The following is a 14,481-nucleotide window of genomic DNA, read 5'->3' as shown; positions in this document are numbered from 1 at the left end:
CTAAGTTTCATCAAAATTCCCGACCCCGGTAAAAATAGCACTGCTCATCTAGCTTTTAGCTTTTACCCGGATCACTCTAACCCTGTTCCTCATCGTCTTGTGGGGGATGGGGAAATATTTTGGCCATCATGTAGCGCGGGTTCAATTGTCCCGGTTGCTCCCGGGGACCGTCGCCGCCGTCTGGGGGTGCAATGCAAATGGCAGTTTGGTGAACTCCGACCATAATTGCCATGACTCCGTTGATGATCTCATCGATCTGCTCGATCAGGTTTTGAGCTTGCTCTAAATGCGGTGTCAAAATAAAAAAGGTTTTGACCCCCGTTGGGGAAGGCGCGAGACCAAATTGACATTCTCTCAACAGTTGCTGAGTTGGGCGATCTACGGAATCGTAGAAACGGTTGAACAAGGCTTGATAAAATGATTCAGCAAGCTGGCGATCGCCAAAGCTGGGTTTATACAACATAATAACTCTCAAAGGTAACAGTGTTTCTAGGGCTTGAAAATACGGCTATGGTTCTAGTGTGGCCGTTTTTAATGGGGCTCACTGCGATCGCTATCCGGGTAGAACGTGACTCTCATCAGAATTTACAGTGATGCAAATCCCGGTCAAGTTGTGTTTTCCCTCCGACTTTGGCTGTGTGTTACTGGGCTGCTATTGCCTCAACTGGGCTTTGATCCCAGTCGGCCTTCGGGCAAGCCTATCACAAAATTATCCTCAAAGGCGGGTCTGCTGTAAGCGGCGAGCGTTGAGTCCGAATCGGGTTGTCTTGATAAGTTAGAACTGATACCGCAAAGACCCCGCTCATCTCTTTTCGTTCCGTTTCCACTCCTTTTACCCTGAAGGAGGGAATTTTTTACAAGGTGGCTTACCTCTCGACTTGAATCTTAGCTCGTTTTTTTTACGATGTCCCTCTTGTTTCAGGTTACTCCAAGCGGGCGCAATCCTAATCAACCCTCCAGAACTGTGATCCGTGGGTTAGAACCGCTTGGGTGTTCCTTGTACACTGGGCTAAGGGAATAAACGGACCCCAACTGTTCCGAATGTCGCACCGCGATCGATTCTACTCCTATCTTTCCTCTTTTCGCTCGGTTATAAACTAATGTAACGATTTTTCTTTGCCAAAAACATGAGACTAAAGGTAGATACGATAGAAATTTCTATCATCAGGTATAGATTATCCCCTCTTTAGACTCCCGGCGACCCCTTAGATGTCCCGGTTCCGATGCGATCGCCACTGAATGTTGTGGCGCGTCAATCTTCCGAAACTTGTCCGCCTTTTATAACAATTCTTCTCCAGAATATTGACAAAATTAACCGCTCATGGGTTCGCTTAAAAAACATCGAAAGTAACAATGCCGCACTTTTCCCCGGCGCGATCGCCCTCCAGCCTCACCGAAAGCCCGTTGAGGGGTGGAGTATCCGTTGTCGCCATCCCACCGGAATGGCTAGACTGTAATTTTAACAAAGATGGGTGGATTAACCACCGATTCAAGAGGATAAACTATGGCAAATTATGACCTGCGAGGAGAACTCTATCGCGGCTGGATCGTGGTTCCGATTCTGGCAGAAGATATTTTTTTTTATGAATTTCATAGTCCCGAAGGATACCGCAATATCAGCCTCAGACCCTTTGATACTCCCGAAGACGCGATCGCCTGGGCCCGAGATGAAATCGATCAGATCATTGAAATTTTTGCAAAAGCTGCGGCTTAACCCGGGCGAGTTGCTACAGCATCGATGAACTCATCCTAAAACGTCGGTCTCGTCTTACATCCCTAGGACTATAGGACCAGAAACCGGGTTTCTGGTCCTGATTTTTTGTAGATCAGCAAAGATTTTCCTCAAAAAAACTGGGTTTCCCATCCCAGTGGAAGCGTCATCCGAAAAACCCCCTTTTTGCTCCCCACCTGGTTCTATCTTCAATCTCAGCATTGTACTTCTGCATCTCAATAGCCTGATAAGCTTACCTTATCGGTCTGATAAGAAAAAATAGGGTGACAACCCCTTTACAAATCGTTACAAACTCGTTAATCTAAAAACATCATAACTACCTCGACAAACCAATAGCAATCATAAAACTATGACCACCACTTTACAGCAGCGCGAAAGCGCTAATCTGTGGGACCGCTTCTGCGAATGGGTCGCTTCTACCGAAAACCGCCTCTATATCGGCTGGTTCGGCGTATTGATGATCCCCACCCTGTTAAGCGCTACCGTCTGTTACATCATCGCCTTCATCGCTGCTCCTCCTGTGGACATCGATGGTATCCGCGAACCCGTTGCCGGTTCTCTGTTGTACGGAAACAACATCATCTCTGGTGCAGTTGTTCCTTCTTCTAACGCAATTGGTCTGCACTTCTACCCCATTTGGGAAGCAGCCAGCTTGGATGAGTGGCTCTACAATGGTGGCCCTTACCAACTCGTGATTTTCCACTTCCTCATCGGCATCTTCTGCTACATGGGTCGTGAGTGGGAACTCTCCTACCGCTTAGGTATGCGTCCTTGGATCTGCGTTGCTTACTCTGCTCCTGTTGCAGCAGCAAGCGCCGTCTTCTTGATCTACCCGATCGGTCAAGGTTCTTTCTCTGATGGTATGCCCTTGGGTATCTCTGGAACCTTCAACTTCATGTTGGTGTTCCAAGCTGAGCACAACATCCTGATGCACCCCTTCCATATGTTGGGTGTGGCAGGTGTGTTCGGTGGTTCCTTGTTCAGTGCCATGCACGGTTCTCTCGTTACCAGTTCTTTGGTTCGTGAAACCAGCGAAACCGAATCTCAAAACTACGGTTACAAGTTCGGTCAAGAAGAAGAAACCTACAACATTGTTGCCGCTCACGGTTACTTCGGTCGTTTAATCTTCCAATATGCTTCTTTCAACAACAGCCGTTCCTTGCACTTCTTCTTAGCTGCTTGGCCGGTTGTGGGTATCTGGTTCACCGCTTTAGGTGTGTCCACGATGGCCTTTAACTTGAATGGATTTAACTTCAACCAGTCCATTATCGATTCTACGGGTCGTGTGGTCAATACCTGGGCTGATGTGATCAACCGCGCTAACCTGGGTATGGAAGTGATGCACGAGCGTAATGCTCACAACTTCCCCCTTGATTTGGCTGCTGGCGAAGCAACTCCGGTTGCTTTAACTGCTCCTGCTATCAATGGTTAATCTCAGATTTGAATAAAAAAAGCGCCTCCAATTTGGGGGCGCTTTTTATTTGGGTATTGTTCCGACTGATATCAACCCGAGTCTATCTTGATGAAGGCTGAAGGCATTTTCCTCAAGGGTTCCCCCTTTTCTCCCCGTAAACAGGGGGGAACGCTTCGGAACAATGCCAGCGATCGCTCACAGATCAACTCGCACTTCGTGGGATGAATTCGGGAATCCTGCGGTTATGGGTAGCGGGTATTCCGGGGGGTTAGAGTTTCCGTAAACAGGGTAAGCGCCGACTGCGGCGATCGGGTCGGAATTCTAAACCAAAGGTTTTATAATCCGACGCACTCAGTACCCCGAACCGATTTAATTTGACGGTTCGAGCGCCATCGATGCTAGAAATAACGGATTCTGGATCACTTGCATCGCCGCCTAGTTTCTCAAATGCCTGTTTGACCGTGAGCCATTCTATCGTCCCCCGCTGGTTTTTTGTTGCCGCAGGGGTCGTGACCTCTGGAGTAGCTTTAGCGCGAGTTTTGCGTTTGGTGGGAGTGGGTTCCTCTGCCGGAGGCGGAGAATCGATTGTTTTTGTTTTAGAGGCTTCTTTTGCGGCGGGGAGCTTTTTTTCAGCTTTAGCCTGACGCCGCCGTCCATTGGGAGTTTTGGTTGCGGCTTTGGTTTTAGACTGCTTAGAGGCCGGGGGTTCGGCGGGTTCTTTGGAAGCCGGGGGTTCGGGAGGTTCTTTGGAGGCAGGAGGTTCGGCGGGTTCTTTCGAGACCTTGCTGGTTTTGGTTTCCTTGACCGTGGGGGTTCTTTTTTGGCCTTTGGTCGTAGTTTTGGTGGTACTCGGAGTCTCCACCGGGGTCGGCGGTTCCGAGGAACTTAAGCCTTCTTCTAAGACGCTGACTCGTTTGGTTAGACGGGAGAGAACATCAGAATCTAAGCGATCCATGACGCTAGAGATTTTTACCTCTAGGTCTTCGAGTCGTTTTAGGAGGGTGGTATCGGGAGTTGTTGCAGCGGTTGCAGTTGTTGCAGTTGTTGTCGTCGGGGTGGGTTGAGCTGCTTCTCCGGAAAAGACTTGTTGGAGAGCTTTAACCACGACATCAGTGCGATTGGTATTGGTGGAGGCAACCATCTTATCGATCGCCTCTAAGAGTTCTTCAGGTAGTCTTAAGGTAACGGGTTTTGTTGGCATTTTCTATAACGTCATACAGGGTTATCCCATCCTATAGCGTCTTGGGGACGTCATACAGGGTTAATTTGGGATTTTATAGAGCGAAAATACATCGAAGCGCGTCCACTTTTAGCAACGAATCTTACTAGAAGGGTTAGCTCGCGTTGATGAATGTGATGAAAGGTTGCTCAGAGTTGGCAGCCGATCGCGCTTGTAGACAGACGTTCTCCCTCGGGAGTGCGCCGTTCTGTTAACCTTTATAACACGACTCGAAAACAGTTTCCTACTTACAAGTCTAGTTATTTGATTGGCACGATCGCCCTGGCGTTGGAAGACGTCAGGTCAAAAAATTCGGTGGCAAAGCGCTTTGCAAACGCTGCTCCAATCTTTCGGTCCGTAAGAGCGCCTGTCTTGCGCTATCTATTGGGACGATCGCGATTACGCCGGTTGTGGCTACTGTAGTATGGACATGGCTCTACATTACCAATCCCGGTTTTTATTGTAAAGTGAAGCTGTTGATTTCGTCAAAAACTTTTGTTTTTTGATTAGCCGATCGCCACCTCCGTGCGAGTGATCGCTTACTCCCCCCAGCTACCCTTCAGAGGTGACTTGAAAGAAAGAAGTTTTTTATTAAAAGGAAGACTCTACTTCTTTTTTGGCCTTTGATCACCGTTTTGGCGTTACTCTGAGCCTCGGTGGGAGTCTGAGGTTCAGAGGAACTTAAGCCTTCTTCTAAGAGGCTGACTCGTTCAGTTAGATGGGAGAGAATATTGGAATTTAACTGCTCCAGGACGCTAGAGATTTTAAAGATTTTTACCTCTAGGTCTTCTAGTCGTTTGAGGAGGGTGGTATCGGGAGGGGTTGCAGTTGTTGCCGTTGTTGTCGTCGGGGTGGGTTGATCGGCTTGGGCAAAAAAGACTTGCTGGAGAGCTTTAATCACGACTTCTGTGCGATTGGAACCGGTGGAGACAACCCTCTTATCGATCGCCTCTAAGAGTTCTTCAGGTAGTCTTAAGGTAACGGGTTTTGTTGGCATTTTCTATAACGTCATACAAGGTTATCCCAATCCTAGAGCGTCTTCGGGACGTCATACAGGGTTAATTGGGGATTTTATAGAGCGAACATACATCCAAGGGCGTCCACTTTTAGCAACGACTCTTACCAAAAGGATGAGCTCGCGTTGATGAATGTGATGAAAGGTTGCTCTGAGTTGGCAGCCGATCGCGCTTGTAGACGGACGTTCTCCCTCGGGAGTGCGCCGTTGGCTTAACCTTGATAACCCGACTCGAAAACAGTGCTAAACCCCTCAATTTACAGGCTTTTCAGGGAAATACATCGCTTCTAACTCCCAGGTACCCCTCGGGAAATATAGGCACTCAAACGCGACTGCACAGCCGAGCAATTGTACCCAGGTGAGGCAGGGAAATCTCCCCTAACCCACCAAAGCGTGACCAGGTTGCAAGAAATACTCAGGTGTTCCTCTAACTCTAACCGACTGCCTGTGACATTCAACTCAAAACAGGGACGAACCTTTACGACTGTACCCTTGAGCGCCCCTAACTCCTTCCGCTCTTGCAACTCTCAGGTTAAACTAAGACAGAAGTGACATTAAGTCTAAAATTGAGTTAGGTAACTGGATCGCCAAGCATTCCACCACAATCTGGCCTCAAAGCAATTCAGTATTTTTTAGGGGCCAAAAAATAAAGAAACCATTAAAATCACGAACAGCATAGTAACTTTTCCCGGGAAAGGTTGAATCTTAGAATTGTTCACTCCAGGATTAAAAGTCGAAATAAAAAAAGGTATATCAAATGGTCCTTCCCCTAGAACCCAACCCACTCTCATCCGGGCGAACTCGCCAATTGACTCCGATTGAATCTGTAGAGTCTAGTCAACCGCTCAAACCGACTCGCAATCCAGGGATTGTGTTAGAACTGCTTGATCTAGCATGGAATCACGACAAGGAAACCATTCCTGTAACCTTTGAGGAAAAAAATGGTGCTACAGCCGTGCAAAATCAGGGAACTCATCCTCAAGGACAGTCTAAACCTGTTCGGGTTGAGGTGAGTTTTAGCCTGCATTCAGATGACTGGAAAAACTTGATGCAATCAATGGCGATCGCCCTGGATGAACAACAATCCTGGAAATGGGAAGCTCGCCTGATCAGCCCAAATCCTCAAAAGAGTCAGGAAAAGTCGGTAGAAACTCCGGCACAAAATGACCCTCCATTTACTGGGGAAGTTGCCCGGGTCAAGGGTTTCTCTAACCCAACTTCGGGGACGTCACACAGCGATTGTTCTGGGGGATGCAACGGGGACCTTGACTCAGAACTGGCTCATTCCAGTTCTTGTTCCTCCTACCTCACGGCGTTGGTGGAGATTCAGCAACAGTTACTGATGGCTGTAACGCCTGATTTCGAGAGGGAAACTCTGCTTTATGAAGAGATTCTACAACGACTGGCACAGGTGTCTGGTGCGACGGGTGCATACTTCTGGGAAAGGAAGGGGACAGGGGATGAGAGGGGAACGGGTTTACGATCGCAGTGGTATGCCGAGGACTTCCCCAGGGAGGTAAGGGTCCCGAGTTTACCGGATTTAGAGCAGATCAGCGCCTCGGGGGGACAGGCGATTTCTCTGGCAGTGGCGGAACTGCCGGAATCAGAGGGGTCTTTTTTTGCCGATCGCCAAATCTCCTCAATTCTGCTGATTCCCGCCATTGCCGATGGCTGTTGTCTGGGATGGATGGGGTTTGAGTATTCTCACCCGAACCCGGTTAGTTCCGGGGAAATCCCTGTATTGCAAAGCGCAGGACGGGCGATCGCCGCTTATCGCCGACAGTCTAACGGAGATATTCAAGGGAGTGGTCCATCTGGGGTCCCGGAACTGTGGGAGGCGATCGCCCTGTTAGAACCCGAGGGAACCCTTCTGGAGATTCAAACTTTAGGGGACACAGGCGGGGGTAATTCACAGCGGGAAGCGCAAGTGGGTCTTCCTTTTTGGAACAGTCGAGGGTGGAGTCCTCCTGAATGCCAGGAAACTCACCATCAGAATCAGGAAATACAAGAACAATTAAAGCAGGCGATCGCTACAGCCGCTAGGGGAGAATTCGTTCGCAGTTGCCTTCCTCTCGACGGGAGTAATGCCAGGGGGGAGGGGGTTAATTTTTCTATCCAACCTGTTTTTGATCGCCATCATCAAGTCGTGTTTTTGATTTGGAAGGGACAAAGGGCGATCGCACCGGACCCAGTTCAGGCATCGGAAGAATCGGCGAGTCTGAGCTCAGATCCGAATCCTGGGAATGGCTCAAAAGTGCAACCGATTCAATTACAACCTTCGATGTTATTAACCGTCGAACTGAGAAAATGGCGGTCCTGTATCCGCAAACCTCATCCCATATCTGCGGATTGGGACGCCTCAACTGGATTGTTCCTCAAACATCCCAAACATCTCAAGCGCGTTCGGGTGAGTATTCCCACTGGCACTCCACTGAATCGGGTTCGGAAACCGATCGCCTCTGGATCGTGGCTGGAGTGGGGTATCAATGAAGCATCCGATGCCATTGCCATCACCGACCTCAATGGGATTCTCACCTATCAAAATAGAGCATGGAAGGAACAATTTGGATATAGTTGTGATGAAATCAATGCCGCCGGAGGGATTAGCCAACTGTACGGCACTCCCGAACTCGATCGCGAAATTTGCCAAAGGGTGCGCCGAGGGTATAGTTGGTGTGCAGAAGTCTGGGTACAAAAAAAAGACGGGACTAGCAAGAGGGCATTGTTGCGCGCTCACGCCATTCCCAATGACCAGGGCGCAGTGGTGGGGATTTTTAGTATTTATACCAATATTGTAGAGGTGACGATCGCCGATGGCAAGGGACAATCCGCATCGCAATGCGATCGGGAAAATCAGCAATGCCTCGATCACCTTCAGGAAAGTAACCGACGATTGCAATTAGCCCTCGAAGGCAGCAATTTGGAATTATGGGATTGGAATCTGGAGACGGGAGATTTGTTTATCGGGAAAAAATGGAGAGCGATCGCCGACTGGATGCCCGATGAAACCCCAAATCTGGTCGAATCCTGGCACAGATTGATTCATCCTGATGATTTACCCCGGGCGATCGCCGCCTGGAACCAGCATCTCCACGGCGGTACTCCGGTTTTTGAAATTGAATACCGGATTCGCACCAAAACCGGCGAATGGCAATGGATTCTGGACCGGGGAAAGGTGGTAGAACGGGATCACCAAGGCAACATCGTGCGGATCTTAGGGACTCACAAAGATATCACTCACCGCAAACAGTACGAAGAAGCCCTAGAAAAGGAACGCCTGCAACTGCGAGAAATCATTAACCGAGTACCCGTAGCGATCGCAATATTGGATCACGATCTGCGTTACATTGCCCATTCTCAGAAGTGGTTGAATGATTACAAGGGCAACTTCTCCTGTACCCATCTTTCCTGGATCGGATATCACTTTTTTGACGTGATGCCGGATCTATTTGAACAGTGGGGTCCTCTGCTGGAAAGGGTCCTAGGCGGAGAAGCTATCTCTTCTGGGGAAGATTGCTGGGCACAGGCTGATGGGTCTAAACTCTATCAGCGTTGGGCGATTCAGCCTTGGTATAGTCCTACGGGAGAAGTTGGAGGAATTGCCATTGTCACCGATAATATTAATGAACTGGTGGAAGCTCGGGAAACCGCCCTAGAAGCAGCCCGAATCAAATCCCAATTTCTGGCTAACATGAGCCATGAAATTCGGACCCCGATGAATGGTGTATTAGGAATGACGGGTTTATTATTACAAACTCCGCTTTCTAATCAGCAGCGGGATTGTGCTGAAACCATCCGCATCAGTGGGGAACACCTGCTGCGGGTCATTAATGATATTTTAGACTTTTCTAAGCTGGAAGCCGGAGAAATGAACCTCGAATCTTTAGATTTTCAACTATCAACTTGTATTGAAGAAGTGGTGTATTTATTAGCGGCTCCAGCTCATCAGAAGGGTTTAGAATTAGCCGTCTGGATTGACCCGAAGGTGCCGCAACACTTAATCGGAGATGCAGCCCGCCTCCGTCAAATTTTGTTGAATTTGATTAATAATGGGATTAAATTTACTGACCAGGGGGAGGTGGTGGTTCAGGTCAACCAGTCGATGAAACCGGAGTCTTCCGATGCCAGAGGGCAAGAAGTTTGGCTGCGCTTTACGGTACAAGATACGGGGATTGGTATCCCGAGCGATCGCCAAGACAAACTGTTTCAATCCTTTTCTCAAGTGGATACTTCCACAACCCGACGCTATGGGGGGACGGGTTTGGGACTGGCGATTAGTAAACAATTGGTGGAACTGATGGGAGGCGAAATTGGGGTGGAAAGTTCCCCCGATCGCGGGTCTAATTTTTGGTTTGAACTGAAGTTTCGCAAACAAGGGACTCGGGTATCCGGTTCGATTCCCCGTTGTGCTCTGCCCGTCGCCTTAACGGAAGTTCAGGTATTAATCGCTCAGGGAAATGCGGCGACTCGTCAATCCTTAAGATATCTAGCGGAGGATTGGGGTATCAGTATTGATGAAGTAGAAGATTATAGCAGATTGTGCCAGAAGTTGCAAGAGGCAGTGAGCGCCGGACGTCCCTATCAAGTGGCGATCGTTGACCTTCATTTGCTGTTAGGAATTGAGGACGATCGCCGGGATGACGGAGACTGTAAAGATGATTGTAAAGATTGTACCGATTGTACCCTGAGTGGGGAGGCTAATCCCGCCCTCATCGAGGAATTTATCCAAAAATTATCCCCGTTTCCCCCGCAAACGTCTTTATTTTTGATGTCCACACTCCAATATCGCGATCGCGCCCTAGAACTGATCCAATCCTTGCAAGAGCGCGGGTTGAGTTTTGTAGAAGGGCATCTGGTCAAACCCGTGCGATCGTCTGAACTATTTAATAGTCTCATGACTGTGGTCCTGCGCCCGCAAACCTTGACGTCTAAACCCGGGGGAGGCAGTCGCCGCATTTCTCAACCCCCCAGACCCCTCGTGCCCCCCCTGATTCGTTCCACAGTAAATATTTTAGTGGCGGAAGACCACCCGATTAATCAGCAGGTGATTCTCCAACAATTAGAGGCATTAGGCTATCAAGGGGAATGTGTGGGAAATGGGGTCGAAGCGATCGCTCGCCTGAGCCAAAAGCGCTATGATATTGTCTTGATGGACTGTCAGATGCCCGGATTAGATGGCTATCAAACCACCCAAGAAATCCGCAACCGGGAAGCAACCGGGTCCCTTTGCCCCTCTGCCGATGGCGAACCCCAGGACCCGTCCACACCTCACAAAACCGTGGTCATTGCTCTCACCGCTCATGCCATGTCTGCGGAACGGGATAAGTGTCTGGCTGCTGGAATGGATGACTATATCAGTAAACCAGTCCAGCTAGAACACTTGAGGGCGCTTTTAGAACGGTGGATTGTTCACCCCGATCAGCAGATGTACCCGGTGAGGCAACCCCCAGAACCGAATTTCTCGACTCCGGATCTGCCTGTTGATCCTGCCGAGGCGATCGCCTCAGACTCTCCACCACCCATTAACCTGGACCGTCTGGAAGAAGTCTCTCGCGGCAAAAGAGCACTCCAACGCCGCCTGTTAGAAGCATTTGCCACCACCGCTACAGCAGATACCCAGGCGATCGCCTCCGCCATTCAAGCCAATGATTGTGTTAAAGTTGACCGGGTATCCCATCGCCTGAAAGGAGCCAGTGCTAATGTAGGAGCGCAAGCTATATCAGCCCTAGCTGAACACTTAGGCACTCTCGCTCGCGAAAACCGCTTAGCGGAAGCTGACTCACCTTTATCTAGCTTGCAAGCTCAATTAAAGAGCGTTTGCGAGTTTATTGAAACTCATCTACCCGAGTTACTTTAAATCCACGGTGAAACCCTCCATCAACCCCCTGCGGTTTTTTATCCCCGGTTGAATTATAAATAAGCCCCTCTTGTTCAGAGGGGTTTGGAAGGATAACCTACCAAGTTTGGGACCAGAAACCTGGTGTCTAGTCCTCACAGACCCCCGAAGAAAGTAGAAGCTTGGGAAACCTACCCTGATTCTCAACGGTCGGACTCCTACTTTAACCGTAAGGAGTATAAATTATCATAAAACCTAGGCTAGGCTAGGGATTAGATTCCCCCAACCCCGAAAAAATTTCAACGCAAAAATTATCAATGATAACCAGATTATGGGTAAAATTTTAGCGATTGATGATGATATTACGGTGCAAATTGTTTTGCAAGAATTGCTCGAAAGTGAAGGTCATCATGTGGCGATCGCCTCCGATGGGGAGGAAGGTATCCATCAAGCAGAGCAACTCCGTCCCGATTTAATTATTTGTGACTGGATGATGCCCCAACTTGATGGATTAGCCGTCTGCAAGCACGTCAAAGCCAACCCCGCTTTATCCAGCACCTTTTTTATTCTCTTAACTGCCCGCGAACTGGTGACCGATCGCGTGATCGGCTTGGACTCCGGGGCGGATGATTTCCTCTCTAAACCCATCGACACCGAAGAACTAATGGCCCGGGTTCGCGCCGGTTTACGCCTGAGTAAAACCCTCAAGGATTTACAACGAGTGCAGTCTCAATTAATCCAAAGCGAAAAAATGTCCAGCATTGGTCAACTCGTCGCTGGGGTCGCTCATGAAATCAACAATCCGGTTACCTTTATTTACAGTAATCTCAGTCATCTCCAAGAATATACTCAAGACTTAATTGACCTGGTTCAGTTGTATCAAAAAGAAGTTAATCAACCCAGTGAGGCGATTCAAACCAAACTCGAATCCATCGATTTGAATTTCATGCTGCAAGATTTACCGAAAATCATTGGGTCAATGCAACATGGGAGCGATCGCATTCGCCAAATTGTCTTATCTCTTCAGGAATTTACCCACTTTGAACGGTCGGGACTCCAGTGCATTCAAATCAATGAAGCCCTAGAAAATACGTTATTAATTTTAGGTCATCGGTTGCAATCTAACGCCACTAATCAACAAATTCAGCTTATTAAAAATTACGGAAAATTACCTTCTATTGAATCCTACGCGGCCCAAATTAATCAAGCTTTTTTGCAAATCCTCAATAATGCCATTGATGCGATAGAAAGCAGCAGTTTATATTCCCCTTCTCATCCCGGTTGTTTGACAATTCAGACGGAAACTTTAAGTGAAAATAGAGTTCTGATTCGGATTGCCGATAATGGCCCCGGAATTTCCGAATCGGTTAAATCCCAAATATTTGACCCCTTTTTTAGTACAAAACCCGTCGGTTCAGGAACCGGACTCGGATTATCAATGGTTTATCAAATTATTGTACAGCAACATCAAGGGACGATAGAATGTATTTCTCATCCCCAAAAAGGAACCGAATTTAAAATTGAATTACCCATTCGTATTCAGTCGGCTAAATCCAGCGATCGCCCGGGTATCAAGACAGAATATTTTGCAGTGCAGCAACCGGAATGAAAAAATGGTAATTTCAGGGTAAGGTTACCTCGGAAAATCCTACCCAGGACCGGGATAGAGAGCGCACTGGTAAGCCTTGTACAATTTTTAAAGGGAGTAGGAGTATCTTGCTCTCTGTGACTTTAAGGGAGCAAGATGCTCCTACTCCGTCAATTGTAGGTATTGTAGGGATTGTCAGAAGGATTTAGACTTGCTATAGATTCAAAATGAGTCTGAAGCACCCTACAACTCATCCTAAATCCCCTCTATACTTCAAATTGTAGACTAATTTAAGTTAAGCTAAAGCTAGAGCCTACCTTTTTTCCTAACATTGCTTATGTCCGAGCGCCCCATTTATCTCGACTGTCATGCCACCACCCCTGTAGATCAACGGGTTATCCAGGCAATGTTGCCTTATTTTACGGACTATTTCGGAAATCCGGCAAGCATCAATCATCAATATGGATGGGAAGCAGAAGCTGCTATTCAACAAGCTAGAGAAACCCTCGCTGATGCTATTCATGCCACCCCAGAAGAAATCATTTTTACCAGTGGTGCAACGGAAGCCAATAATTTAGCGATTAAAGGGGTGGCGGAAAGTTATTTTCAAAAAGGACGGCATATCATCACCGTTAACACCGAACATAATGCTGTTCTTGACCCCTGTGCCTACTTAGAAACCTTGGGATTTGACATTACTTATTTGCCGGTTCAACCTGATGGATTGCTGGATTTAGTGGAGTTAGAAAATGCCTTTCGTGCCGATACAGTGTTGGTATCCATCATGGCGGCAAATAATGAAATAGGTGTCTTACAACCGTTAAAAAAAATTGGGTTAATGTGTAAAGAACGGGGGATTATTTTTCATAGTGATGCAGCACAAGGGATTGGTAAAATTCCCCTAGATGTGCAGGAGATGCAGGTAGATTTAATGTCATTAACTGCCCATAAAATATATGGACCGAAAGGGGTGGGTGCACTGTATGTTCGGCGGCGTAATCCTCGGGTGAAAATTGCTCCTCAGATGCATGGGGGAGGACATGAGAGAGGATTGCGATCGGGGACGCTTTATGTGCCGCAGATTGTGGGATTTGCTAAAGCGGTAGCGTTGGGATTGGCAGAAATGGAGTCAGAAGGCGATCGCCTGATGAGGTTGCGACAGCGGTTATGGGAACAATTACAATCTTTGGAATCGGTGTTTTTGAATGGTCATCCCACCCAACGATTAGCCGGTAACTTAAATATAAGTGTAGCAGGAGTGGATGGTCAAGCGTTGTTGTTGGGATTGCAATCAGTGATGGCGGTGTCATCGGGTTCCGCTTGTACTTCGGCTAAAATTGCACCGTCTCATGTGTTGGAGGCAATTGGGCGATCGCCGGAGTTGGCATTTGCTTCGGTACGATTTGGAATCGGGCGATTTAATACGGTTGAGGAGATTGATAGAGTGGCACAACAGGCGATCGCCACGATTGAATCGTTACGGAAAGTTCGGGGAGGATTGTTGAGGTAGAGGGATGAACCACTGATTTCACAGACTTTTATCTGAATTAAACCCCGAGGTGAGCAGAAACCTTGACAATTGCTATATAATACTTTAAAATTTGTAAAATATTCTGTAGGGAGATAATTATTCCACGGAATTCGTACAATTCTCAACCTAATCTCATCTCCACCCTT

The 14,481-nt window shown here is 48.0% G+C and carries 10 protein-coding genes; 7 read left to right on the top strand and 3 right to left on the bottom strand.

The window, feature by feature from the left end; genetic code table 11:
• Nucleotides 1-76 precede the first annotated feature (76 nt).
• Entirely contained in the window at nt 77-463 is a 387-nt protein-coding gene (locus tag NG792_RS01835) for a hypothetical protein (protein ID WP_261234292.1), read from the bottom strand.
• A gap of 760 nt (nt 464-1,223) precedes the next feature.
• On the opposite strand from NG792_RS01835, the gene NG792_RS01830 reads away from it, so the two are divergent.
• From NG792_RS01830 to psbA, 3 genes are all read left to right on the top strand, one after another.
• Nucleotides 1,224-1,457, top strand: a complete 234-nt coding sequence (locus NG792_RS01830) for a hypothetical protein (protein WP_261234291.1) — start codon at nt 1,224-1,226, stop codon at nt 1,455-1,457.
• A gap of 47 nt (nt 1,458-1,504) precedes the next feature.
• Nucleotides 1,505-1,714 (top strand): hypothetical protein, encoded by a 210-nt coding sequence (locus NG792_RS01825; protein ID WP_261199955.1) that lies wholly within the window; start codon nt 1,505-1,507, stop codon nt 1,712-1,714.
• Nucleotides 1,715-2,081: 367 nt separating this feature from the next.
• Nucleotides 2,082-3,164, top strand: coding sequence for a photosystem II q(b) protein (gene psbA, locus NG792_RS01820; protein WP_261197103.1), 1,083 nt, complete (start codon nt 2,082-2,084; stop codon nt 3,162-3,164).
• A gap of 250 nt (nt 3,165-3,414) precedes the next feature.
• On the opposite strand, the gene NG792_RS01815 is transcribed toward psbA, so the two are convergent.
• Complete coding sequence (locus NG792_RS01815; protein WP_261234290.1) at nt 3,415-4,347, bottom strand: ribbon-helix-helix domain-containing protein; 933 nt, start codon at nt 4,345-4,347, stop codon at nt 3,415-3,417.
• A gap of 216 nt (nt 4,348-4,563) precedes the next feature.
• Here NG792_RS01815 and NG792_RS01810 point away from each other — a divergent pair, with 216 nt between their 5' ends.
• The gene (locus tag NG792_RS01810; protein ID WP_261199953.1) at nt 4,564-4,788 is read left to right on the top strand and encodes a hypothetical protein; all 225 of its coding nucleotides are present in this window, start codon (nt 4,564-4,566) and stop codon (nt 4,786-4,788) included.
• Nucleotides 4,789-4,924: 136 nt separating this feature from the next.
• Here the strand turns inward: NG792_RS01810 and NG792_RS01805 are convergent, their stop codons facing one another.
• Nucleotides 4,925-5,362 carry a ribbon-helix-helix domain-containing protein gene (locus NG792_RS01805; RefSeq protein ID WP_261234289.1) on the bottom strand — a complete coding sequence of 146 codons (438 nt, stop codon included), beginning with the start codon at nt 5,360-5,362 and terminating at the stop codon, nt 4,925-4,927.
• A 775-nt stretch (nt 5,363-6,137) separates the two neighbouring features.
• Here NG792_RS01805 and NG792_RS01800 point away from each other — a divergent pair.
• The 3 genes from NG792_RS01800 to NG792_RS01790 all read left to right on the top strand — a co-directional run bounded on the left by NG792_RS01800 (nt 6,138) and on the right by NG792_RS01790 (nt 14,314).
• Nucleotides 6,138-11,237 (top strand): ATP-binding protein, encoded by a 5,100-nt coding sequence (locus NG792_RS01800; RefSeq protein ID WP_261234288.1) that lies wholly within the window; start codon nt 6,138-6,140, stop codon nt 11,235-11,237.
• Between the two features lie 310 nt (nt 11,238-11,547).
• Entirely contained in the window at nt 11,548-12,825 is a 1,278-nt protein-coding gene (locus tag NG792_RS01795) for a sensor histidine kinase (protein ID WP_261234287.1), read from the top strand.
• Nucleotides 12,826-13,141: 316 nt separating this feature from the next.
• Complete coding sequence (locus tag NG792_RS01790; protein WP_261234286.1) at nt 13,142-14,314, top strand: IscS subfamily cysteine desulfurase; 1,173 nt, start codon at nt 13,142-13,144, stop codon at nt 14,312-14,314.
• Nucleotides 14,315-14,481: the final 167 nt, after the last annotated feature.

The organism is Laspinema olomoucense D3b (assembly GCF_025370785.1).
GTDB lineage: Bacteria > Cyanobacteriota > Cyanobacteriia > Cyanobacteriales > Laspinemataceae > Laspinema > Laspinema olomoucense.
Note: the sequence above shows the minus strand (reverse complement) of the source record. Positions and strands in the feature narration are given on the sequence as shown.